The organism is Sphingobacterium anhuiense (genome assembly GCF_042686355.1).
Lineage (GTDB): Bacteria > Bacteroidota > Bacteroidia > Sphingobacteriales > Sphingobacteriaceae > Sphingobacterium > Sphingobacterium anhuiense.
The window spans coordinates 47698-70880 of sequence record NZ_JBHUPE010000012.1 but is presented as its reverse complement, the minus strand read 5'-3'; the positions used below and the strand labels follow the sequence as shown (position 1 = coordinate 70880).

The window sequence follows — 23183 nt, the reverse complement described above, 5'->3', positions numbered from 1 at the left end:
ATGCAAAAGTCTTACCTTTTAACCATAAGCATCTTGCTCAGCACATTCTTAATTTTGCTCATGCATCAAGGATGTAATAACACTAATAAAGCAAAATCCGATAATAGTACTGAAGGGTTTACATTTAAGGAAAAACTTTCAGATTACGGATTTTTTAAAGGAAACCTTAAAAATTTAGAACCAGTAAAAGGCGTTACCAGATATGATTTAAGTACACCCTTATTTACAGATTATGCTATAAAAGATCGATTTATTGTGCTTCCGCACGCAAAGCAGATCAACTATAGGGCTAGTGGTTCCTTAGAATTTCCAGATTCGAGCATTATTATCAAAAATTTTGCTTATACTAATGAAGCGCACCAAAAGATCATGATTGAAACCCGGTTATTAGTGAAGGATCCCAAAAATAAAAAATGGATAGTCATGAATTACCTTTGGAATAAAGAACAGACCGATGCGATTAGACATATTACAGGAGCTAAAGTACCGATTACTTTACTTGATGAAAATGGGAATAAACATGTCACTAATTATATGGTTCCAAATACAAATGATTGCAAAAGGTGTCATACTAACAACGGTACATTAACACCAATCGGTCCAAAAGCAAGAAATCTGAACTTTATACCTAAAGATCAAATGAACAACCAGCTAACAAAATGGACTTTAGAGGGTATACTCGTTGGCTTGCCCGAAATTTCAAAAGTAGCACAGTTACCGGTATGGACAGATAGTAAACATTACAGTTTAGAGAAGCGGGCACGTGCATATTTAGATATTAATTGTGCACATTGCCATACGAAAGGTGGCGATGCATTTAATACTGGTTTATTTTTGGATTATGAAGAAAATAATCCAAATCATTTAGGCATAAAAAAAGCACCCGTTTCAGCTGGTGGAGGAGCCGGAGGATTAGATTTTGATATCATTCCGGGAAATCCAACCCAGTCTATTCTACTACATCGCATGAATAGTGTAGAACCTGGAACAGCAATGCCAGAACTCGCGCGTACCATCATTCATAAAGAAGGTGTTGCATTGATCCGAGAATGGATACAGCAATTGCCACAATAAAAATAACTTTAGAAGCATAGCTTACAAATATACTTGACTAATGACAGATCATATCCAAACCGTTTTTGAACTTCAGCAAAAAAATAAAGCTGTACTCCAATGGAGTACAGCAAAACAACGTATAGTAAAATTACGTCAATTAAGAACTGCAATTGAAGAATTTGAAGAACAGATCTACGATGCATTACAAACTGATTTAAGAAAAAGTAAATTTGAGTCCGCCCTTACAGAAGTATTTTTCGCACTCAGTGAAATTGATTTTGCTATCAAGAATTTAAAACAATGGATGAAGCCAAAAAGGGTCCGCAGGACATTGACAAGTATATTGGCAACAAATCGCATATATCAGCAACCAAGGGGCGTATGTCTAATCATTGCACCTTGGAACTATCCATTTCAACTGATTATGAGTCCATTAATATCTGCGATTGCAGCTGGAAACTGCATCATATTAAAACCTTCAGAAATCAGCTCTGCAACGAGTAATGTCATCACGCAATTAATTAAAAATACTTTTCAAGCAGAGGACATAGCTTGCTTCGAAGGAGATCGTGCTATTTCAGAATTCCTACTCCAGCTTCCTTTTGATCACATATTCTTTACAGGAAGTACTACGGTAGGTAAAGCTGTTATGCAGGCTGCTTCCAAAAATCTAAGTTCCGTTACACTCGAATTAGGAGGAAAATCACCAGTCATCATTGACGAAACTGCCGATATAAAAGATGCTGCTTCAAAAATTGCTTGGGGCAAGCTCATCAATGCAGGTCAGACCTGTATAGCACCTGATCACGTATTTATACAAAGATCCAAACTTGAAGAGTTTATACAGCAGTACAAAGAAGCTGTTACCCGTCAGTTTTTTAATGACCAACAGCAACTGGATAGGGCACAATATAGTAAGATCATCAATCGACAACATGCCGAAAGATTAATGGGATTGATCACTGATGCTGTAGACAACGGGGCTTCCATAGCTTGGGGAGGAGAAGTACTGTGGCCCGAACTGACCATTTATCCTACCCTCCTATCTCATGTACCGCTAGACAGCAAAATTATGCAGGAAGAAATCTTTGGTCCAATACTCCCCATTATTCCCTATGACAATTTAGAGATGCCATTAAATATCATCAATAGCAAGAGTAAACCTTTGGCCCTATACATTTTCAGTAAAAATAAACTTACCGTAAAACGCTTGTTAAAAAGCACGAGTTCTGGTGGCGCGTGTATAAATGATGTTGTCATCCATGTATCTAACCCAAATCTTCCTTTTGGAGGAGTAAATGGTAGCGGAATAGGAAGCTGTCATGGTATTTTTGGCTTTAAAACATTTTCACATGAAAGGTCAGTAGCTTTTCAATCAGCATTCAACATGTCGCAACTTATCTATCCTCCTTATACAAAAAAAGAATGGGTAATGAAATTACTTCGAAAATTTATGTAAGTATAAGGATAAGAACTTGCACTTATTTTTTTACGAGCTGATTATACACTATCTTTAACAGTCAAAATTAGCTTTGATTCCTGTATGTTAAACTTCTTAAAATCAAAAATTACAAGGGTACCCACAAAGTACCATAAATCAATTCATGTACTTTCCCATTTCATTTTACTTATCGGTTGCTTATCATGCACAGCCTCGCTTGCTCAAGAAATAGATAAAAATCAACTTAAACGTCATTATGAATCTGCTACAAAACAGTTCAGTACTTATGAGCAAAAACATCGCAGGACTACCGAAACTAAAAATGTAAATTTATCCTATCTCCAATGGGGCGACAATCAAAATAAAACTAAGGTACTAATATGGCTCCATGGCAGTCTAAGTAATGCTTACGAATTTGCTCCTTTTGCATTACACCTTGTCAAAATTGGTTACCGTATCATTTCAATAGATCAATATAATGCAGGAAAAACTCCTCTGCCACCATTTGATGCTTCATTCGATGATCTCTGTATTGACATCAAATCATTAATGGACACTTTAGAAATTCAACGTGCTGTTATAGGAGGATTTTCCCGTGGAGGCTACCTAGCGACAAATTTTTATAAACTGTTTCCTACATATGTCGCAGGTTTAATACTGGAAGATGGCGGATCAGTATCCTTTAATACCAGCTACTTCAAGTTGAATCAAAGAGAATTAGAACGAAAATTACAAGAAGTCAATCTCCCCGCTGAAATAGAAGAAAAGTATTTCGGCTTTTATGATAACCACTTTGATGCTTACAAAAGCCTTTATGACGACAGTAATAAATCAGATCAATTTGAAATCTTAAGTTTTTTGAAACCGCTAGATCAAAAATGGATCACCTATCGCGGACAACAAGAATACTATCATATGCGAGACAGTCTACAGATGTCAGAAGCAATATTTGGCAACCCTAATGTCAGTAACTATGCATCGTCCATAATTAAAGTAGCTCCATTTGAAATATTTAAACACGTAAATATTCCGGTACTTATACTAGATGCCATTTCAGTTCACGATCCTATGCCTGTTTATGCAGAAAACAAAATGCTTGCTGAAATGCATTCCAATTTCATCAAACATATTGCTTTTGAAAATGTGGATCACAACATTCATTTCGCATATCCTGAAAAATTTCTAAAAGTTATTATTAAATTTCTAGATCAAGTAAAATTAACTAAAGACTGAACTAAAAGTGGTAAAGAGCATGAAACTAGAATAGGATCCGGAAATATACTATTAATGCTCGCAAGATCATTGTACAAATGATACTTCCTGCTATATTGCACCTCAAGTCATTCCCAATTTAAACTGTTTTGAAATGATAGCATTTTTTCAGTAACAATAATGAAGTAGACATCATATCGCTAAGTTTATGGCATAAAAAAAGGAGACAACTAATATATAGTGTCTCCTTTAAGTAGCGGGGAGCAGGATCGAACTGCCGACCTCAGGGTTATGAATCCTGCGCTCTAACCATCTGAGCTACCCCGCCGTTTTTCGGTATGCAAATATAGCAATAACCCTTCAAATAAAAAGCTTTTTTTTATTTTTTTTCACTGTTTTAGCGCCTTAGCGTACAAAAAAAACGCAATTACTTTATAATGAAACAAATAGTAATCATAAAAAAAACAAAAGTGAGAACATAAAATATCAGCAGCTTATGCATGCAATATTTTTAATTTTTAAAATCGAAAAGTTTTTTGTAAAATAATTGCAAAGACAAAATAAATATGTATTATTACAATAATATATATAAGTATAACCAATGCACAGTTAGAAAGTATGTTAGAGTTTTGTAGCGGGGAGCAGAATCGAACTGCCGACCTCAGGGTTATGAATCCTGCGCTCTAACCATCTGAGCTACCCCGCCGTTTTTGGGAATGCAAATATAGATTTTTTTAAGTAAATAAAAAATAAATATTCATATAATATGGCTGAAAAAATAAAATTGAACTTAGAATATATAGTAAATTCTTCACCTAGGATTTTATTCCCCTATTTACAGGAGCCAAATGCCTTATCACAATGGTTTGCCGATGATGTAAATTACCGCGAATCTATTTATGAATTTATTTGGGATGATGAAGGTCAAAAAGCCAAAATTGTAAATGTTAAAGAAAACAAACTAATCCGCTATAAATGGCTTGAGGACGAGCCTTATTACTTTGAACTAGAAATTGATCAGGACGAATTAACAAATGATGTAGCACTCCGCATTACTGATTTTGCAAAAGAAGAAGATGTAGAAAATCGCAAAATGATCTGGAATAATTCAATTGAGTATCTCCAAAGTGTAATTGGAGGATAAAAAAGTATATCTTTGCATCTTAATAAGGTCTATTAAATAGATCTCTAAAGCTTCAAAAAAAACATAGCTTTAGAAAGGAACATATGATCGGATGAAAAAGATTTATTTACTTATTCTTAAATCCTTTATAAAGCCATTTTTCGTCACTTTTTGTATCGTGATGTTTGTGCTTTTAATGCTTTTCTTATTTAAATACATAGATGATTTAATAGGTAAAGGTTTTGAATGGTATGTCATACTGAAACTAATCGGCTATCAATGTGCGGTTCAGATCTCTATGGCTATGCCGCTTTCTATGCTATTGTCATCCATTATGACTTTTGGTAATCTTGGAGAGAGTTACGAACTAGTCGCCATCAAAGCAGCAGGAGTTTCACTCAGAAGAGCCATGACTCCTTTATTCATTTTAGTAGGTTTTTTCAGTTTAAGCTCATTTCTCTTTTCGGATTACATTTTACCTATCGTAAATTTAAAGATGGGGTCATTATTATATGATGTCCGTAATAAAAAAGCTGATTTTTTAATAAAACCTGGTATCTTCAATAATACTATTCCAGGTTATTCAATACGAGCAAAAGGTAAAAATGAAAATGGTACAATCCTGTACGATTTGATGATTTACGATAATCAAGGTGGAAATGCTGGCAATACGGTTTTAATCGCTAAAGAAGGATTTATTTATAATTCTCCTGATAATAGCTATATGATCTTAAAACTTAAAGACGGTATTCGCTATGAAGATGCACGCGTAAAAAGTTCTAAAAGCTACGATCCCCGTCAGCAGTTCACGAGATTTAAATTTAAAGAAACTGAGCAAAAATTTGATATGGAATGGAATAAGATGCAGCGAACAGATGAAAATTTGTTTAAGAGCCATCACGCCATGTTAAACTTAAAACAGTTAAAAGTGTATACCGATTCTAATAAAATGAAATTAGACAGTCTTAAGCACTCTCTCTCGCTTACTGTAGATAATCGTTTTAATCTATATTCTCCATATTTTAATACCCAAGAAGGGGGCAAAAAGATAAAACCTGCTTCGGTAAAACCGTTTAATAATTTATTAGAAGATCTTGTTCTTCCCGAACAGCGTGCACAAATTACAGGAAATGCGTTGAGTCAGTTAAACTACATGAAAGACGATTTGAGTAACAAATTGCCTGATTACAAAGATTTAAATGGCAAAGACATCCGGTACCGTATTGAGTTTCATCGGAAATTTACATTAGCTGTCTCATGTCTTTTATTATTTGCTATTGGTGCGCCTTTAGGAGCGATTATTCGTAAAGGTGGGCTTGGTCTACCTGTTATCATGGCTATTATATTCTTTCTTATTTACCACATTATTTCTACCGTAGCAGAGAAATCAGCAAAGGATGGTGCAATTTCACCTATTTTAGGGATGTGGATGGCCATTATCATATTATCGCCATTAGCTGGATTTTTAACGTATAAATCAACCACTGACTCGGCCTTATTTGATATTGATCAGTACAAAATAAAAGCTGAAGCTGGATTGAATTGGATTAAAAGTAAGATTGGTAAAAAGAAGGCAAAATTGCAATAATAAGCTCATTTTGACTTGCACATTATAATTAAAAGAGAATACTACACTACCTTTGTATAAATACATTTAAGATATCAATGGATTTCAAATTAAACACGATTGAAGAAGCAATCGAAGATATAAAAGCTGGCAAAGTGATCATCGTAGTGGATGATGAAGACCGCGAAAATGAAGGTGATTTTGTTACTGCAGCCAGAAATGCAACACCGGAAGTGATCAACTTCATGGCAACTCACGGAAGAGGGTTAGTCTGCGCACCTTTAACAAAAGAGCGTTGTGATGAATTGAATTTAGAATTAATGGTAGGTAAAAATACCGCTGTTTATGAGACTAACTTCACTGTTTCAGTTGACTTACAAGGTTACGGTTGTACAACAGGAATTTCGGCATCAGATCGTTCAAAAACGATCAAAGCACTTATTGATCCTAATATTGACCCTGTTGAGCTTGGCCGTCCAGGACATATTTTTCCACTAATTGCAAAAGATGGTGGTGTTTTACGTCGTACAGGACACACAGAAGCTACTGTAGATCTAGCTCGCCTTGCTGGTTTCGAACCTGCAGGTGTATTGGTCGAAATTTTAAAAGAAGATGGTGAAATGGCTAGACTTCCGGAATTAATGGAAGTAGCAAAGCGCTTTGATTTAAAAATTGTAAGTATTGAAGACCTAATTGAATATCGTCTTAAACATGATTCACTTATCGTCGAAGAAGTTCAAGTGGATATGCCAACAGCATTTGGTGATTTCAAATTGAAAGCTTACACCCAAAAAGATACAGGAGAACATCATCTCGCGCTTTATAAAGGGGAATGGACAGAAGATGAACCAATTCTAGTACGCGTACATAGCTCTTGTCTTACAGGTGACATCTTTGGCTCATGCCGTTGTGACTGTGGTCCACAGTTACACAAAGCAATGGAAATGATCCAAAAAGAAGGTAAAGGGGTTATTGTGTATATGAATCAAGAAGGTCGTGGAATAGGCCTTGTTAATAAATTACAAGCCTATAAACTGCAAGAAAAAGGAGTTGATACTGTTGATGCCAATACACAATTAGGTTTCAAAGCCGATTTACGCGATTATGGAATCGGAGCACAAATCTTACGCAATCTAGGAGTAACAAAAATGCGTTTAATGTCTAACAATCCTGCAAAAAGAGCTGGATTAGTAGGTTATGGATTAGAAATTGTGGATAATGTTGCTATAGAAATCAAATCAAATCCTTATAACGAGCAATATTTAAAAACTAAAAGAGATCGAATGGGACATACCATTATGAAGAATCTTTAATCATACTTGTAAAAGGGAGTTCGGAAGTTCTCCCTTTTTATTTATAATTTCAATTGATGAAAGCAGAAATTAAACAGCTTATTTTATTTGACGGGGTCTGCAATTTCTGCAACAAGACAGTCAATTTTATCATCAAGAAAGACAAAAAAGATCAGTTTAGATTTGCTTCCCTGCAGTCGAAAATTGCACAGGATTTTATCAGCGGTCTGCCGTCAAATACGGACTCCATTGTATACGTTAGAAATCAAAAGGTTTTAGTAAAAAGTACTGCGGCATTATATATTGCAATGGATTTAGGATATCCCTTTAAAATTCTTGCTATTTTCAGGTTGATACCAACTTCCTGGCGAGACAGTTGTTATGATTATATCGCGAAAAATAGGTATCGCTGGTTTGGTAAAATAGATCAATGCGAAATACCAACAGAACACAACCGCAAAAAATTCATCTCATAAATATAAAAGCTATGAAAAATCCCTTATTGCTTAATCAAGCATATATAAATGGAAAATTCATTTCCCACACAAAGACATTCGATGTTATCAATCCTGCCACAGGAAATATTATAGACACCGTTCCAGATTTAGAAGTCGCTTCATGTAAAAAAGCAATTACCGCAGCAGAAAAAGCTTGGGTGACCTGGCGTAAAACAGCTGCAGTGGACCGTTGCAACCTTGTTAGAAAATGGTACGAATTAATCCTAAAAAATAAAGTCGATCTAGCTGAAATTATAACGCTAGAAAGTGGAAAACCGCTAAAGGAATCCTTAACTGAAGTTGACTATGGTAATTCTTTTGTCGAATGGTTTGCCGAAGAAGGAAAACGTGCTTATGGAGAAACAATACCAATTGCTCAAAATGGAAATCGAATGATGACCATAAAGCAAGGCATAGGTGTTGTAGCTGCCATTACACCCTGGAATTTTCCTTTAGCGATGGTAACACGTAAAGTAGCACCGGCGCTAGCGGCAGGATGTACTATTATTTTAAAGCCCGCTTCACAAACCCCATTCTCAGCAATTGCATTGGCAAAATTAGCCGAAGAAGCAGGTATTCCTAAAGGTGTATTTAATGTTGTAACAAGTAAAGACAGTTCTGGTTTTGGCAAAGAGCTAGCGACCAACACAACCATACGAAAACTCTCATTTACAGGTTCAACTGAAGTAGGAAAAACATTAACAATTCAAGCCGCCTCTAATATCAAAAAAGTATCTATGGAATTAGGGGGCAATGCGCCATTCATTGTTTTTGATGATGCAGATATAGATGCCGCAGTAAAAGGCGCAATTGCAGGTAAGTTTCGTAATTCAGGTCAGACCTGTGTATCCATTAATAGATTCTATATTCAGGAAACAGTATATCATGCTTTTGCTGAAAAACTTACAGCGGCAGTGAAGGAATTGAAAGTAGGTAATGGACTGGAGAACAACGTACAAGTCGGCCCACTAATTAATGAAAAAGGTTTAGAAAAGGTAAAACAGCACATTTCAGATGCCCTAAAACATGGCGCAAAAATAACAACAGGAGGCAACCCCTTAACAGGTCTTTTCTTTGAACCTACTGTACTTACAGATTTGTCTCATGATGCACTTATAGCACAGGAAGAAACCTTTGGCCCCATATGCGCCCTATTTAAATTCACCACAGAAGAGTCCGTTATTCAATTAGCCAATGACACACCATTTGGTCTAGCCTCATACTTCTACAGTCAAAACATCAGCCGCTGTTTTCGTGTTGCCGAACAATTAGAAGCAGGAATGGTCGGTATTAATACCGGATTAATTTCAAATGCCGCGGCGCCATTTGGAGGAGTTAAAGAATCAGGAGTCGGTAGAGAAGGATCCAAACATGGATTGGATGAATACATGGAAATAAAATATCTTTGCATCGCTGAATAATAAGAAATACATTACCAGGCGAATAAATTAAAAAAGAAAAGCACGAGTCAAAATGACCCGTGCTTTTCTTTTTTATAATTCAGTAGACCTGATATACTATTTAGCGTAGCTAGCTTGCACATATGGTGCCGCTAAAAGATAATCGATACTTTCTTTCAAGCCTTTTTCCAGATCAACAGAAACCTCTTCAAGTTCAACAAATATATGCTTCACTCCTGCAGTTTTAGCATTCTTAAAGATTGCATCAAATCCAACCATACCACTTTGACCAATTTCACGGCGATCTTTGATATGAAGAGCAGTAAATCTTCCTGGATATTTATTAAAATAATCTACAGGGCTAGATCTACCAATCACTGTCCAATACACATCCATTTCAAAAAATACATCTTGCGGATTTGTATGTTCAATCATATAGTCCAACATGATAACTTTATCTTCCACTTTCTGAAACTCATGAGCATGATTGTGATAGCCATACTTAAGACCATTTTGACGGCACAATTTACCAACCTCATTTAGATATTTACATTGCGTGTCTAGATCTTTAATTGTTTTTGGAACTTCCATCCATGGAGTAACAATATATTGCATACCAGCCGCCTTATGTGCCTCTATCGCTTTACTCCACCATTCCAGTGCTTTTGAAAAATCTCCAGAAGCTAATTCTTCATTAGAAAGATTTCTAGTGGCATGGGATGAGACAACTTTCATTCCAGCCTTCTCAACTTTACTCTTAAAATCCTGTGGAGAGTTATTATAAAATTTCCCGTCGCTAAATCCTGCGGCTTCAACTGCCGTATATCCCATCGCCGACAATTTTTTCAATACAGGAAAGTAATCTGCATCATTTTTAATCAAACTTCGAACAGAATACAATTGCAAGCCAATATCTTTCTTTTTCAATGTTTGAGCAACACTGTCGAATCCAGTAAGGCTAGATCCTGCCATCAAAAGGACAGCTACTAAAAATTTTAATTTCTTCATAATTTATTTTTCTAAAAACCTTCCTTAAAAACATTGTAGAACTTTATTAAATAATGTTTATTCATTGTAAATAGTATTAAAGACTATCGGAAGATTAAATGTAATATTATACATTATTTCAAAAAAATACAACAACAACATTTAAAATTTAGATAACAATTCAGGTACAATCATTATAAATAATATCGCACGATTACTAATCTCATCTATAGGTAGAAATAAACCTTAATACATCAATTCCTCAGATACAATAAAGTAATGACTTCATAAAGACCAATTTTAAGAGCTTATTGATCGTATTGAAAACATTGATGAATGAAATTTCATTGAAAAATCATACTTTAGAAAAATGTTATATCCCTAAATCCAGTTGGATACAATAAAACAAGCATAATAAAATCTAATCCATTAATAATTATAAATGAAAATTTACCTTACTGTTGTACTAAGAACAAAAGAAGCATATCGCGACCAAGTAAAAAAGACACTGCAGGAAATGGTTCGTTTAACACGACTTGAACCAGCTGCCGAACTGTATAATTTACATCAAGGCATAGAAGACCCGAATGTATTCACATTTTATGAAATTTGGAAAGATCAAGCAGGTCTTGATGCCCATAATGCCCAACCCTATATCAAAGACTTTGGACCAAAATATGGCGTATTTTTACAAGAAGAACCAAAACTGATTAAGACAGTTTTGATTTAAATAAGAAAAAAATATTATCAATAGCATGCTGATCTATAATCTATCATCTTCCCCTTTCCATAAAATTCACCTATAATCATGCTAAACATATTATTTATTTGCAGCCGCAACCGCTGGAGGAGCTTAACAGCAGAAACAATTTATAAAAAACATAAAACTGTTCATGTTAAATCTGCTGGCACAGAAAATAATGCAAGAATTAAAGTGAATGCCAAACATCTAAACTGGGCAGATATCGTATTTGTAATGGAAAATCATCACAAAGAGAAACTCATGCAGCAATTCCCAAATGAATGTAGTAATATAGAAATCGTAATACTAGAAATACCTGATGAATATAAGTACATGGATAAAGAACTCATTGAAGAAATACAAGATTCCGTTTCATGTTATATTTCCGATAAAGCATAAGTAACCTTGATTATCAAAAAAACAGATTTAATCTATGCTAGCCTTTTTTCCGAGCATTTTTCACTCCACAAAAACATATTGTTACCTAATAACAATATTATTCACTTTAAGTTGCCAGCCTAGTGCGGTCAATTTTCCTGCTAAACATTATCGGGCAGTTTCAAAAAGAGATACAGCATACCTTCAGCTTACTAAAAATGAAAACCATTTTTACGGGCACTATACGATCCAATATGGTAATAGCGGTAAAGACTCCGGAGAAATTAGAGGAACTATAAAGGGAGACACATTAATTGGAGACTATTTTTATATGCCACATAGTGGAGGAGTAAAAAAAAGAACACCATTTGCACTACTGCAGGATGGAAAAACGCTACGATTAGGAAATGGAGCGATAGTAAGATTCCTGGATATTCCCAGTTACTCTCCAGATGTTGCAATCAACTATGATAGTGTCAAGTTTGTCTTCACAGAAATTGCACATTAAACAAATAGCCCGCTAAAAAAGCGGGCTAATAAATTAAATTAATAACCGTGCAGATTTACTTCATCTGTTGGTTTAATATCGACCTTTTTGCCCATTTTCCTCTGAATAACAGAAAAATGATGCAACTCCTCATCTGTTAATAAGGTAATAGCAGTTCCTAAATTATTTGCACGACCAGTTCTTCCTATACGATGAACATAATCTAACGGAGAACGAGGTAATTCAAAATTAATAACGACTGGTAGAGAATCGATATGAATACCACGGCCGATCAGATCTGTAGCTACCAAAACCTGTGCATCTCCTTTTTTAAAATAATCGAGATGATCCTTTCTATTACTTTGCGATTTCTGACCGTGGATAGAAATTGCTCTAATTTTATTTTTCAATAATTTCTCCACCAATTTATCTGCCGTACGTGTAGAAGATACAAATACAAGTACTTGGTTCATCTTTTGCTCTTTGATAAGATAACGCAAAAATGGACCTTTAGTCTCCGCAGTTACATGGTAAGCGATCTGTTCGATCTGATCAATATTGGCTTCTTCACTTTCAATCTCTACAACAACAGGCTTGATTGAAAGAAGATTATTTATTTCAGTTATTTTATCATTTAATGTCGCAGAAAACAAGGTAATTTGTTTCTTCTTAGGCATTAAAGCCAAAAGTTCTCTGAGCTCATCTTCAAAACCCATTTGAAATAACTTATCAGCCTCATCAATAACCAAATGTTGAATATGACTAATGCTCAGCGCCTTGTTCTTAATTAAGTCCAATAAGCGGCCTGGAGTTGCTGTTAAAACTTCTACCCCAAGCATACCTTTCATTTGTGGATTAATAGATACACCACCATATACCGCCATAGTTTTTATCTCTCGCTTTAGATTACCAGTAAAGGCTCTAAAAACTTCATCAATCTGAATGGCTAATTCTCGGGTAGGAACAAGTACAAGTACTTCAATATTTCGATCTCTTTTAACAACATCAATTTGTAACTTCTCTAATATAGGCATCACAAAACATGCAGTTTTCCCAGAGCCTGTTTGCGCAATACCCATCAGATCTTTACCCGATAAGATAACTGGAATAGCTTGTTCTTGAATAGGAAAAGGTTTCAGATAACCTAATTGCTTGACAGAACTAATAATATTGTGTGATAAACCTAAAGACTCAAATGACATAAAATGTTTTATTTACTGCAAATGTACACTATTATTTATTGTCAATAGTTATCCCGCAAAGATCAGATCAACATCTGCTAGTCTAGATAACCGAATTTAATAGTAATAATTAGTTTGGAATGATCCCGATTTTTTAGAAATTAAAAAACCATTATTTGCCTTCTCTTGAAGTTCTATATTTTTTATAAGCTTTGATTAATATCATTAATAAAATCGCCAGTGATAGCAGACCGACAACGCCATAGATCCAGTTCAATGCAGATTTTAAAACAACGGTAAAGACAATGGAAAATAACAGTACAGTAGATACTTCATTCCACATTCTAAGTTTTGAGGAACTAAGCGTTGATTTTTCATCTCTAAGATTAAACATCATCCGTTGACTGATAAAATGGTAAGCAATCATAGCTACCACAAATAGCAACTTGACATGCATCCACCCCATTTGTAATAATGATGGATTAACATACAGCATTACTAAAGCCGAAAAAACTGTAATGTACATGGCAGGAGTAGTTATTACCCACCACAATCGGTTCTCCATGATTGAAAACTGCTTATGTAAAACGGTATATGCCTCTTTAGATTGATCTTTTGCCTCTGTATGATAGATGAATAGTCGGGGCATATAAAATAATCCCGCCATCCAACAAATGACAAATATGATATGTATCGCTTTAGCGTAAAGATAAATCATAATCCTAAAAGTATGAATACAAAGATAATTGAATATTGAGTTATTGAGAAGAACTTATTTACTACAAACAAAACAAGGAACAAATATTTGTTCCTTGTTTTGTTTATTAAACTGATACTTGTTAATATTTAAATTCTTTAACAACTTCAATTGCGTATTTCACATTGTCAAAAGGGATATCAGGCATAATACCATGTCCTAAGTTGAAAATAAATCCATTTTCACCACGCATACGTTCAAATAATTGAAGGATCTTATCTTTGATTACTTTTTTATCAGCATACAATACAAATGGATCCAAATTACCTTGAACAGCAATTCCCGCAGGTAACGATTGTTTGATATTTTTTAAATCTGCATTCCAATCGACAGATATCACATCCGGTTTTGCTTCTGCCATTATTGGGGCAAACACAGAAGATCCTTTACAGAAAGAAATTACTGGAACATCTTTTCGATTCAAACGAGAGATGATTTGATTATTATAATAATGAGCAAACTCTTTGTAATCATTCCAAGATAAAGCTAAAGCCCAGCTATCAAATAACTGAACAGCATTAACACCAGCAGCAATTTGCATGTTTAAATACTCGACGGTTACATCAGCTATCTTTTGAAGAATAGTATGAGCCAATTTTGGTTCATTATTCAACATCAATTTGGTCAACTTAAAATCTTTTGAAGAAGCTCCTTCAACTAAATAACTTAAAATTGTAAATGGTGCACCTGCAAAACCAATTAAAGGAATACTACCATTCAAACGCTGTTGAATTACTTTAATAGCATCAGCTACATATTCCAATTTAGGCAGACAATCAGTAGCTAATTTATCTGCATCAGCAAAAGAACGCACTGGATTAGCGAAACGCGGACCTACTCCTTGTTCAAAACTTAAATCTCCACCCATTGCTTCTGCTGTAACCAAAATGTCAGAAAACAAAATTGCGGCATCTATACCTAGTAAGTCAACTGGCAACATGGTAACATCTGCAGCAATCTCCGGAGTTTTGCACATTTCCAAAAAGGAATATTTATTTTTTATTGCCCAGTACTCAGGCATAAATCTTCCAGCTTGACGCATCATCCATACAGGCGGGCGTTCTGTTTGCTGCGAAAGTGCAGCTCTAATCAATAAATCGTTTTGTAAAGTAGTAATCACTATATATGTTTTGAAATTTCGTTTTGTATTTTGCCAATTATACTGGCTTGACGTTCTGTTAAATTCAATTTCTTCGCCACATCAATATAAGCTTGAGCACGTTCATACTCTTCTTTTCTTAAACTGATATTCGATAAATTGATTAAGACCATCCCTTTTTCATTATCTTTTTTCCACGGTAATCTTGATGCTAATTGGAAATGGTATTCAGCTTCATCAATGCGATCCTCATGAAGTGAAATCGTACCCATCATATATTCATAAATATTACGACGTCCTTTCCTCAAGCGATCAGGATTTTTCACTTCAGCCAGTAAAACTTTTGCCTTAGCATAGTCCTGCTTATGAAATGAATCACTAGCCATAGCTACTGAGCTCTCGCGCAAATGACTCCACACCAGATAACAAACACCACCTGCAATCAGGATCGAAGTTTGATAATGTCCAGCATAGATGCCATATCCAATTAACAATAATGCAATGATAATAACAGCTACACGAGCCTTAAATGTCATCATAAAACGTTATGCATTATTATCCGTGAATTTATATCCAACACCACGAATAGAATGGAAATAAATTGGGTGTTTTTGATCAGGTTCAAAATATTTACGGAAAGTCAAGATGAAATTATCAATCGTACGAGTTGAAGGATAAACATCATAATTCCATACTGTTTCCAATATTTGTTCGCGAGAAACAGCTTCATTTCGGCGTTCAATCAATAGCTTCAACAACATGGTTTCTTTCTTTGTTAAAGAAGTAATAGTACCATCTGCATGATGCAATTCATATGAATTAAAATAAATTGTTTTATCACCAATTTGATAGGAGTTTAATTCTTTCAGATCATCAGGTTTTAAACTTCTTCGCACCAAATTACCTACCCTAAGGATAAGTTCTTCCAAATTGAAAGGTTTGATTAAATAATCATCTGCACCTTTTTTAAGACCAGTGATACGATCTTCACTACTGTTTTTAGCAGTTAAAAACATAATAGGAACTTCCGTATTTTGTAGTCGAATAGTCTCGGCAACCTGGAATCCATCAATCTCAGGAATCATGACATCCAGAATGATCAAATTAAAACGTTCTTCCTTGAATATTTTCAAAGCCTTTTTACCGTCTGTAGCTGTTGTTACACGGTAACCTTCTAACTCCAAATTTAACTTGATAGCCTCTAACAAGTGTTCTTCATCTTCTACGAGCAGTATGCGTTGTTTACTTTGCATTTTTATCAAATGTTACTTCAAAAATACTCCCCGAAGGAGTGTTATCTTTTACCTTAATAGACGCGTTATGCTTTTGCAAGACCGTCTTCACTATATACAACCCCAAACCGGTACCTTTAGTTTTACGTGTCGCTTCACTTCCCACACGATAAAATTTATTAAAGATAAGTTTTTTCTCCACATCACTGATACCAATTCCATGATCAGCAACAGAAAAAATTATTCCATGCTCTTCATTTGTTAATTTAACCACAACATTTGCACATGGTGGAGAGTATTTTATTGCATTCTCGATCAAATTAGTCACGACATTACTTATTGCAAACTTATCAGCGTAGATCATAACATCCGAATCCAAATTAGGTTTCAACACTTGCGTTCTACAAGCATTCTTTTGAAGGCGGTCCACAATTTGTTCTACTAATTCGGTGAGATTAAACTTTTCCTTCGGAAGATTATAATTGCGGCTTTCAAGCTTAGTAGTGATTAATACATTTTCAACCAAATCATCCAGTCGCTCAATATCCTTCAAAGAATTCCTTAAAAAAACTTGTTGCTGTTCCTTATCCAAATCCCTTTTCAAAATTGTTTGAATATATAATTTGACCGAAGCTAGTGGAGATTTTAATTCATGAGTTATGGCCAATAAAAAGTTTTGTTGCTGTTGTTGTAATTTTTGTTCACGAACAAAAAGCTTTTTTAAACGTAAAGCGCCCCAAAGAAAGATCAGTAAAAAAAATATACCTTCACCGATAATCATCGATTTCCTTTGTGGTTGAAACCGAGCAAGCATAACACCCCACCAGATCAATTGGGAGGTGGCATAAAAAACAAGAAAATAAAATAAAACAAGTGCTTTTTTCATACGATATATTGCAACAGAACAAAAATAACGATAAACAGAGGTATAAAAAAATGTGTTGGACTTTATGACACTAAGAGGAAAATCGAACAGCCCCTATTTCTTACATTAGTCCATATTACGCTATATTTGTACTATGTTTCAACAAGAAAAAAAAGATATATTCTTCGATTTAGATCATACCATTTGGGATTTTGATAAAAATGCAGAAGAGACATTGGACGAACTATATTATCATTACAAATTTGATCAGCTATTTCAGCAAGAAAGCTCTGCCCAATTTATCCAAACCTATACGGTCAATAATCATCGCGTATGGAATCTGTATCATCATGGTAAAATTGATAAAACAGAATTACGCCGTGCCCGCTTTGCAGATACATTTACACAACTTGGTGTAGATCCTTCCCTATTTCCCTCTAGTTTTGAAATAGAATATTTACGCATGTGCCCACAGAAAACCAATTTATTTCCACATGCACATGAAACGCTTCAATATCTGTATAAAAATTACAACTTACATTTGATTTCAAATGGATTCAAAGAAGCTTGCGAAGTAAAGCTTGATAAAAGTGATCTCAATAAATATTTTAAAAATATCTTTATTTCCGAAGTGGTTGGGGTCAATAAACCTGATCCCAGAATATTCAATTTCGCATTAGATAAAGCCGACGCAAAAATTGACAATTCCATCATGATCGGTGATAATATTGATGCAGATGTTCGAGGAGCAATGAATGTAGGCATGGATGCCATATTCTTTAATCCTAATCAAGGTGAAAGACCACAAGATGTAATCCATATGATCAGTAATTTAAAAGAATTACAGTCCATTCTATAAAATAAAGGAAGGAAATAACAGAATCATAAAGCATAAAAAAAGCGAGCTTGAAAATCAAGCTCGCTTTTTTTATGCTTTATGGTAATTACAATTTTTTCACCGTAATATTTTTGAACCATACGTCATCACCATGATCCTGAAATCCGATAACGCCTGATTTAGTTTTGCCACCGACATTCTTCAATAATTCGTAAGCCAAAGGCCATTTTTCTTCACTAAATTTACTTTTTTGTAATAGATCAATCCATGATTGATCCCATAGTGTGTATTCAACAACTTTGACGTCATTCTGCCACTGTTCAACTTTACCCTTATTAACAACAATTTTCACTTTATTCCATTCACCATAAGGCTTAGCATTTTGAGGCTTCGCAGGGATCATATCATATAACGACGTTGATTTACGATTTCCATCAACCCCCATCTTCGCGTCAGGATGATTTTCATTATCCAGCACTTGACATTCAGGACTGGAAATATAAATTGGTTGTCCTTCAATTTCCTTTGCTAAAAAGAAAATACCGGAGTTCGCTCCTTTAGCAACTTTCCATTCCAGTTCCAATTCAAAGTTTTTGAAATCATGAGCAAAAATTAAATCTCCACCTTCATTATTTCCAACATTTGCCTTGCTGTCAAATTTTATAGCACCATCATCAATGATCCATTTTTTAGGCAATACAGCTTTATCATAACCACGCCATCCTGTTAAAGAAGTACCATCAAAAATGACATATGCACCTTGTTTATTTTTTTTAAAATTTTTCAAATCTACCTTAGGGAGATCCAAAACCTTATATGCAGGGACTTCTTTCTTCTGTTGAGCGACAGCAGTACCAACACTTGCAGTACCCGCGAGCATAGTAGCTGCTAAAACGATTGTTCTTAATTTCATATCTAGTATTTATATGGATTAAATTTAAAAAAAAATCATCGGAATCAAGAATATATCTTAATATTCTTCTCCGGATATTTCATTTGTATTAGTCTCCCTTTTCTTAGACTTAGTTAAATCCTGCCCTCCGAATCGATACGAAACTGACAAAGTAACCATTCTTTTCATCCAGCGTCTTTCAAAATTAGAAATCAACTGCGGCGTTTCCGTATACCCTTCCATTTTTCTAGAATTGAATACGTCACGTACATTCAACATAACAGAAGCTTTCTTATTAAAGACATCTTTTTTCAAAGCTACATCTATACCTTTCATCGCATTCATCTTTCCTTGAGCCATTACACGAGAAGAATTATATTCGCCCCTAACCTGTGCAGAAAATGTTGGTGTCATTCTATAATTCATGGTTAAATTAGAATTATAAGAAAATCCCTTCCTACTTGGCAACTGGTACAGCTCATTCGCTTTATAATTGATATTTATCAAGTTCAGATTGAATGTAAAATCAAAATCTTTTGTTGCATTGACTTTGGCAATAAATTCAAAACCAGATAAAGTACGGCTTGTTAAATTCTCCCATTTACTATAAGTCACACTATTCGAATCTACAAAGAACACGTAAGGTTGAATCACTTCACTGGTATGATTAAAATATGCTGAACTGACCAAATTTACTTTACCATAACTTTTCGCATAACTCAACTCAAAAGCATGCACATCTTCTGGTTTTAGATTTGGGTTACCCTGACGTCGGTTCATATCATCAGTCACATCTGGAAATGGATTGATTTGCCAGCCCCGAGCGCGTTGTACTCTTCTAGAATAACTCAACTGTAATTTATCACCGCTGTCATCAAGATCATACGTCAAGAATACAGTCGGATATAGACGAAAGAAATTTTGATTAGCTTTTTCTTCTTTGACAAGTACTTCTGGATCTTTTGAAAAGTAAGTCGATTTTAATTCAAATTGCTCGCCACGTAACCCCAATTGATAACCAATTCTTTTGCTTAATTTATTCTGATAATTAACATATAAAGCATGAATAGAACTCGTAAAGTCAAAATCATTACTGATTTTATAATCGGGCAAATAAAGCCCAAGGCTATCAACTAAAACTTCAGAAAACTGTGTATCAAAAGATTTTCTGATCTGTGTTCGATATCCAGCTTCAAACTTACTCGTCTCAGAAAATGGCAATACATAATCAGCTTGTAGATTAATCACCTTTCCATTTTCAGAAGTCACATTTTTACGCCCATCATCAGCTTTAGGACCACTAAACACTTGTACAAAATCATTTGTTCCATCTTCCTTATCATTTCCATAACTTGCATTAGCCGTCAATTCTTCTCCCGATCGTTTAAATTGATGTCTAAAATCAAAATTCAAATCATATCCCAAATCATCTTCAAATTGACGTGAATTACGGAAACTAGAATTTCCTAATTTTGGTTGATTAGAATATTGGTAATTCAAATCTTCAGAACGATCACTATTACGTATACTCATATTACCAGAAAGCCCCAAAGTAGTACGATCCGTTATATTATAGTCAACTCCTGCCTTAATATTATGTCCGTTTCCTTTACGGGAAGACTCAGATTCATTATAGATACGGCTGTTATTATCTAAAAAAGTGTTATCAACCTTCCCACTTCCCACCATATTACGACGGTTAAAATTATAACTTCCAAAATAGTTGAACTTCTTATCTCTGTAATTAAGCGTCAATCCAGCCATATAGTTATCATAAGAACCTGCGGATGTATTAACAGCACCATTCAATCCCGTACGGATATTTTTTTTCAAGACAATGTTCACAATTCCAGTCTGTCCTTCAGCGTCATATTTGGAAGAAGGATTGGTGATAATTTCGACTTTATCAATTGAATTAGCTGGTAAACTCTGTAATAAGGCCGTCACATCATTACCTGCCATTGCAGATTCTTTACCATCAATCAAAATCTTAACATTAGATCCTCTTAAACTAACCGTCCCATCCTGATCGACTTGTAAAGTTGGCACATTTGCTAATAAATCGGTGGCTGTACCACCTGCACTCACCAAACTTTCTCCAACATTAAAAATCTTACGATCGATTCCAATCTGCATCGCCGGTGCTCTTCCTTCAATTACAACTTCACTAAGCAATTCACCAGAAGGTTTTAAAACTAATTTACCGAGATTAAGATTGGAAGAATTTGATACGACAATATTTGTTTTCACGAAGTCGGAATAGCCAACATAAGTAACACGTAACGTAAAAGTACCATTTGGAACATCTTGAAAAATGACTACGCCATTTTCATCAGATTGGGTACCCTTTAAATAAGCTTGAGCACTACCCGTCAGTAATGATGCACTAGCAAAATTGACTGGAGTTCCAGTTTTTTCATCAATAAGAGTAGCAGATATTTTACCAGATTGAGCGAAAGCTATTATCGGAAAGAATAAAAACGTAATAAGAAAAGTAAAGAAATGGGTCTGATTTTTAGAGAACATAATAAAGTTATAAGCTGTAATACTACAAAAATGTATTTTTTTGTTGAACTAAAACGACTCGTAACCACTTTATTACTCAATAAAATGACCTATCTCGGAAATAAAAATCTACTCGACAGATACAGTAAGACCTTCTGCTTTTAGAATTTTTCTATAGACCTCCATCTCGGTCAAAGATCCCTCCAAGACTGCACATTTACCATCATTATGCACTTTAAAAGCAATTCTTTCAGACTCAGGTTCCGAATATTGCAAATGATGCATCATACAAAAAATAACATGGTCAAAAGTATTGATATCGTCATTCCACAAAATCAGTCGGTTGGAATCTTTAACTGAAGCTAAAATTTCGGATAAGGAATAGGTTTCTTGTGCAGTTTCTGTACTCATACTACAAAAGTACTTTAATTTTCAAAAATTACGTAATTTTACTTAATTTGAACTTAACATAAATACAATCATATGTTTCAATCCAAAATTGCAGGTATAGGATACTACGTACCAAAAAATGTTTACACCAATCAAGACTTAACCCGTTTCATGGATACAAGTGATGAATGGATTCAGGAAAGAACAGGTATTAAAGAGCGTCGTTATGCAGATAGAATTGGTGAAACAACTACCACTATGGCTGTTGAAGCATCAAAAATAGCGATTGAACGCGCAAATACGACTGCCGAAGAAATTGATTTTATTATTTTTGCTACGCTTTCACCTGATTATTATTTCCCTGGTTGTGGCGTACTTCTACAGCGGGAAATGGGTATGAAAGAAGTAGGTGCTTTAGATATCCGAAACCAATGTTCAGGTTTTATTTATGCATTATCTGTCGCTGACCAATTTATCAAAACGGGGATGTACAAAAATATTCTTGTCGTTGGCTCTGAAAAACATTCTTTTGCCCTTGATTACTCAACACGCGGAAGAAGTGTGTCCGTAATCTTTGGAGATGGCGCCGGAGCGGTTGTTCTTCAACCTACAACTGAAGCAGGTAAAGGTATTCTAAGTACTCATTTACATTCTGACGGTGCTGATGCTGAAAAGTTAGCGATGTATTACCCTGGTGCATCTGGTGGGATCTGGTTAGATGAAAAACCAAAATGGCCGGAACAAGAGCTTGGCGGAATGTTAATGACAGCAGAAATGCTAGAAAATGGAACAGCATTTCCAGTCATGGACGGTCAGGCAGTATTTAAAAAAGCAGTAGTAAAATTTCCAGAGGTAATAGGAGAAGCACTAACCAAAAATAATTTAACAACACAAGATATTACCCTTTTAGTACCCCACCAAGCAAATCTTAGAATTTCGCAATTCATCCAGAAGACATTGAAGCTAAATGACCATCAAGTATTTAATAACATTCAAAAATATGGAAATACAACCGCGGCATCAGTTCCAATTGCATTATGTGAAGCATGGGAAGCTGGAAAAATTAAAGAAGGAGATCTTATTTGTTTAGCTGCTTTTGGCGCAGGATTTACATGGGGATCAGCCCTCATCCGTTGGTAGAAAACACACGGTAATTTTTTAAAAAAAACTAAGATTTACTGCTAGCCCTCAGAATTAAAACAGTGTTTTCCACAGGAGTTATTAACATAATGTTAATAACTC

At 34.9% G+C, this 23183-nt stretch carries 23 protein-coding genes and 2 tRNA genes; 13 read left to right on the top strand and 12 right to left on the bottom strand.

Annotated elements, in window-relative coordinates:
* The 3 genes from ACFS6I_RS21220 (at position 1) to ACFS6I_RS21210 (ending at position 3730) form a co-directional block, all read left to right on the top strand.
* Positions 1–1074 carry an SO2930 family diheme c-type cytochrome gene (locus tag ACFS6I_RS21220; RefSeq protein WP_380923581.1) on the top strand — a complete coding sequence of 358 codons (1074 nt, stop codon included), beginning with the start codon at positions 1–3 and terminating at the stop codon, positions 1072–1074.
* 40 nt (positions 1075–1114) lie between these two features.
* Entirely contained in the window at positions 1115–2515 is a 1401-nt protein-coding gene (locus ACFS6I_RS21215; protein WP_380923579.1) for an aldehyde dehydrogenase family protein, read from the top strand.
* Between the two features lie 84 nt (positions 2516–2599).
* A complete protein-coding gene (locus ACFS6I_RS21210) occupies positions 2600–3730 on the top strand; it encodes an alpha/beta fold hydrolase (protein ID WP_380923577.1) in 1131 nt (376 codons plus the stop codon).
* Positions 3731–3963: 233 nt separating this feature from the next.
* Here ACFS6I_RS21210 and ACFS6I_RS21205 read toward each other — a convergent pair.
* A tRNA-Met gene (locus ACFS6I_RS21205) sits at positions 3964–4037 on the bottom strand.
* A 304-nt stretch (positions 4038–4341) separates the two neighbouring features.
* Positions 4342–4415, bottom strand: a tRNA-Met gene (locus ACFS6I_RS21200).
* A gap of 60 nt (positions 4416–4475) precedes the next feature.
* Between ACFS6I_RS21200 and ACFS6I_RS21195 the strand changes: the two genes are divergently transcribed.
* The 5 genes from ACFS6I_RS21195 to ACFS6I_RS21175 all read left to right on the top strand — a co-directional run bounded on the left by ACFS6I_RS21195 (position 4476) and on the right by ACFS6I_RS21175 (position 9609).
* Positions 4476–4853 carry an START-like domain-containing protein gene (locus ACFS6I_RS21195; protein ID WP_021192118.1) on the top strand — a complete coding sequence of 126 codons (378 nt, stop codon included), beginning with the start codon at positions 4476–4478 and terminating at the stop codon, positions 4851–4853.
* A 91-nt stretch (positions 4854–4944) separates the two neighbouring features.
* A complete protein-coding gene (locus tag ACFS6I_RS21190) occupies positions 4945–6420 on the top strand; it encodes an LptF/LptG family permease (protein ID WP_031289548.1) in 1476 nt (491 codons plus the stop codon).
* A gap of 77 nt (positions 6421–6497) precedes the next feature.
* The gene (locus ACFS6I_RS21185) at positions 6498–7712 is read left to right on the top strand and encodes a bifunctional 3,4-dihydroxy-2-butanone-4-phosphate synthase/GTP cyclohydrolase II (protein WP_380923574.1); all 1215 of its coding nucleotides are present in this window, start codon (positions 6498–6500) and stop codon (positions 7710–7712) included.
* Between the two features lie 56 nt (positions 7713–7768).
* Positions 7769–8167: a thiol-disulfide oxidoreductase DCC family protein gene (locus ACFS6I_RS21180; protein WP_380923572.1), complete on the top strand. Its 399-nt coding sequence runs from the start codon at positions 7769–7771 to the stop codon at positions 8165–8167.
* An 11-nt stretch (positions 8168–8178) separates the two neighbouring features.
* Positions 8179–9609 (top strand): NAD-dependent succinate-semialdehyde dehydrogenase, encoded by a 1431-nt coding sequence (locus tag ACFS6I_RS21175; RefSeq protein WP_380923570.1) that lies wholly within the window; start codon positions 8179–8181, stop codon positions 9607–9609.
* Between the two features lie 96 nt (positions 9610–9705).
* Here ACFS6I_RS21175 and ACFS6I_RS21170 read toward each other — a convergent pair whose 3' ends face one another.
* Positions 9706–10596, bottom strand: a complete 891-nt coding sequence (locus ACFS6I_RS21170; protein ID WP_132842998.1) for a sugar phosphate isomerase/epimerase family protein — start codon at positions 10594–10596, stop codon at positions 9706–9708.
* 421 nt (positions 10597–11017) lie between these two features.
* Between ACFS6I_RS21170 and ACFS6I_RS21165 the strand changes: the two genes are divergently transcribed.
* From ACFS6I_RS21165 to ACFS6I_RS21155, 3 genes are all read left to right on the top strand, one after another.
* A complete protein-coding gene (locus ACFS6I_RS21165; RefSeq protein WP_380923568.1) occupies positions 11018–11305 on the top strand; it encodes a putative quinol monooxygenase in 288 nt (95 codons plus the stop codon).
* Positions 11306–11383: 78 nt separating this feature from the next.
* Positions 11384–11716, top strand: a complete 333-nt coding sequence (locus tag ACFS6I_RS21160) for a low molecular weight protein tyrosine phosphatase family protein (protein WP_380923566.1) — start codon at positions 11384–11386, stop codon at positions 11714–11716.
* A gap of 34 nt (positions 11717–11750) precedes the next feature.
* Entirely contained in the window at positions 11751–12203 is a 453-nt protein-coding gene (locus tag ACFS6I_RS21155) for a hypothetical protein (protein ID WP_380923564.1), read from the top strand.
* A 38-nt stretch (positions 12204–12241) separates the two neighbouring features.
* On the opposite strand, the gene ACFS6I_RS21150 is transcribed toward ACFS6I_RS21155, so the two are convergent.
* The 6 genes from ACFS6I_RS21150 to ACFS6I_RS21125 form a co-directional block, all read right to left on the bottom strand.
* Positions 12242–13384, bottom strand: a complete 1143-nt coding sequence (locus ACFS6I_RS21150) for a DEAD/DEAH box helicase (protein WP_208701756.1) — start codon at positions 13382–13384, stop codon at positions 12242–12244.
* Between the two features lie 151 nt (positions 13385–13535).
* The gene (locus tag ACFS6I_RS21145; RefSeq protein WP_380923562.1) at positions 13536–14081 is read right to left on the bottom strand and encodes a CopD family protein; all 546 of its coding nucleotides are present in this window, start codon (positions 14079–14081) and stop codon (positions 13536–13538) included.
* A 121-nt stretch (positions 14082–14202) separates the two neighbouring features.
* On the bottom strand, positions 14203–15240 hold the full coding sequence (hemE, locus tag ACFS6I_RS21140) for a uroporphyrinogen decarboxylase (RefSeq protein WP_132843008.1): 1038 nt from the start codon (positions 15238–15240) through the stop codon (positions 14203–14205).
* The gene (locus ACFS6I_RS21135; protein WP_380923560.1) at positions 15240–15758 is read right to left on the bottom strand and encodes a hypothetical protein; all 519 of its coding nucleotides are present in this window, start codon (positions 15756–15758) and stop codon (positions 15240–15242) included. Before ACFS6I_RS21135 ends, hemE begins: the two co-directional genes overlap by 1 nt.
* Positions 15759–15764: 6 nt before the next feature.
* Positions 15765–16472: a response regulator transcription factor gene (locus ACFS6I_RS21130; RefSeq protein WP_021189964.1), complete on the bottom strand. Its 708-nt coding sequence runs from the start codon at positions 16470–16472 to the stop codon at positions 15765–15767.
* Positions 16462–17337 carry a sensor histidine kinase gene (locus ACFS6I_RS21125; RefSeq protein ID WP_132770986.1) on the bottom strand — a complete coding sequence of 292 codons (876 nt, stop codon included), beginning with the start codon at positions 17335–17337 and terminating at the stop codon, positions 16462–16464. The genes ACFS6I_RS21130 and ACFS6I_RS21125 overlap by 11 nt, the downstream gene beginning before the upstream one ends.
* A 133-nt stretch (positions 17338–17470) precedes the next feature.
* Between ACFS6I_RS21125 and ACFS6I_RS21120 the strand changes: the two genes are divergently transcribed.
* Positions 17471–18175, top strand: a complete 705-nt coding sequence (locus ACFS6I_RS21120; protein WP_168127104.1) for a YjjG family noncanonical pyrimidine nucleotidase — start codon at positions 17471–17473, stop codon at positions 18173–18175.
* An 85-nt stretch (positions 18176–18260) separates the two neighbouring features.
* Here ACFS6I_RS21120 and ACFS6I_RS21115 read toward each other — a convergent pair whose 3' ends face one another.
* From ACFS6I_RS21115 to ACFS6I_RS21105, 3 genes are all read right to left on the bottom strand, one after another.
* Positions 18261–19067, bottom strand: a complete 807-nt coding sequence (locus ACFS6I_RS21115; protein WP_315400483.1) for a 3-keto-disaccharide hydrolase — start codon at positions 19065–19067, stop codon at positions 18261–18263.
* 57 nt (positions 19068–19124) lie between these two features.
* Positions 19125–21572, bottom strand: coding sequence for a TonB-dependent receptor domain-containing protein (locus tag ACFS6I_RS21110; protein ID WP_380923557.1), 2448 nt, complete (start codon positions 21570–21572; stop codon positions 19125–19127).
* A 108-nt stretch (positions 21573–21680) separates the two neighbouring features.
* Entirely contained in the window at positions 21681–21962 is a 282-nt protein-coding gene (locus tag ACFS6I_RS21105; protein ID WP_132770990.1) for an ATP-dependent Clp protease adaptor ClpS, read from the bottom strand.
* 72 nt (positions 21963–22034) lie between these two features.
* Here ACFS6I_RS21105 and ACFS6I_RS21100 point away from each other — a divergent pair, with 72 nt between their 5' ends.
* Positions 22035–23081 carry a 3-oxoacyl-ACP synthase III family protein gene (locus ACFS6I_RS21100; RefSeq protein ID WP_380923555.1) on the top strand — a complete coding sequence of 349 codons (1047 nt, stop codon included), beginning with the start codon at positions 22035–22037 and terminating at the stop codon, positions 23079–23081.
* Positions 23082–23183 lie beyond the last annotated feature (102 nt).

Coding starts and splice junctions, on each gene's coding strand:
- ACFS6I_RS21220 (WP_380923581.1), top strand. CDS start 1: ATGCAAAAGTCTTACCTTTTAACCATAAGCATCTTGCTCAGCACATTC.
- ACFS6I_RS21215 (WP_380923579.1), top strand. CDS start 1,115: ATGACAGATCATATCCAAACCGTTTTTGAACTTCAGCAAAAAAATAAA.
- ACFS6I_RS21210 (WP_380923577.1), top strand. CDS start 2,600: ATGTTAAACTTCTTAAAATCAAAAATTACAAGGGTACCCACAAAGTAC.
- ACFS6I_RS21195 (WP_021192118.1), top strand. CDS start 4,476: ATGGCTGAAAAAATAAAATTGAACTTAGAATATATAGTAAATTCTTCA.
- ACFS6I_RS21190 (WP_031289548.1), top strand. CDS start 4,945: ATGAAAAAGATTTATTTACTTATTCTTAAATCCTTTATAAAGCCATTT.
- ACFS6I_RS21185 (WP_380923574.1), top strand. CDS start 6,498: ATGGATTTCAAATTAAACACGATTGAAGAAGCAATCGAAGATATAAAA.
- ACFS6I_RS21180 (WP_380923572.1), top strand. CDS start 7,769: ATGAAAGCAGAAATTAAACAGCTTATTTTATTTGACGGGGTCTGCAAT.
- ACFS6I_RS21175 (WP_380923570.1), top strand. CDS start 8,179: ATGAAAAATCCCTTATTGCTTAATCAAGCATATATAAATGGAAAATTC.
- ACFS6I_RS21170 (WP_132842998.1), bottom strand. CDS start 10,596: ATGAAGAAATTAAAATTTTTAGTAGCTGTCCTTTTGATGGCAGGATCT.
- ACFS6I_RS21165 (WP_380923568.1), top strand. CDS start 11,018: ATGAAAATTTACCTTACTGTTGTACTAAGAACAAAAGAAGCATATCGC.
- ACFS6I_RS21160 (WP_380923566.1), top strand. CDS start 11,384: ATGCTAAACATATTATTTATTTGCAGCCGCAACCGCTGGAGGAGCTTA.
- ACFS6I_RS21155 (WP_380923564.1), top strand. CDS start 11,751: ATGCTAGCCTTTTTTCCGAGCATTTTTCACTCCACAAAAACATATTGT.
- ACFS6I_RS21150 (WP_208701756.1), bottom strand. CDS start 13,384: ATGTCATTTGAGTCTTTAGGTTTATCACACAATATTATTAGTTCTGTC.
- ACFS6I_RS21145 (WP_380923562.1), bottom strand. CDS start 14,081: ATGATTTATCTTTACGCTAAAGCGATACATATCATATTTGTCATTTGT.
- ACFS6I_RS21135 (WP_380923560.1), bottom strand. CDS start 15,758: ATGATGACATTTAAGGCTCGTGTAGCTGTTATTATCATTGCATTATTG.
- ACFS6I_RS21130 (WP_021189964.1), bottom strand. CDS start 16,472: ATGCAAAGTAAACAACGCATACTGCTCGTAGAAGATGAAGAACACTTG.
- ACFS6I_RS21125 (WP_132770986.1), bottom strand. CDS start 17,337: ATGAAAAAAGCACTTGTTTTATTTTATTTTCTTGTTTTTTATGCCACC.
- ACFS6I_RS21120 (WP_168127104.1), top strand. CDS start 17,471: ATGTTTCAACAAGAAAAAAAAGATATATTCTTCGATTTAGATCATACC.
- ACFS6I_RS21115 (WP_315400483.1), bottom strand. CDS start 19,067: ATGAAATTAAGAACAATCGTTTTAGCAGCTACTATGCTCGCGGGTACT.
- ACFS6I_RS21110 (WP_380923557.1), bottom strand. CDS start 21,572: ATGTTCTCTAAAAATCAGACCCATTTCTTTACTTTTCTTATTACGTTT.
- ACFS6I_RS21105 (WP_132770990.1), bottom strand. CDS start 21,962: ATGAGTACAGAAACTGCACAAGAAACCTATTCCTTATCCGAAATTTTA.
- ACFS6I_RS21100 (WP_380923555.1), top strand. CDS start 22,035: ATGTTTCAATCCAAAATTGCAGGTATAGGATACTACGTACCAAAAAAT.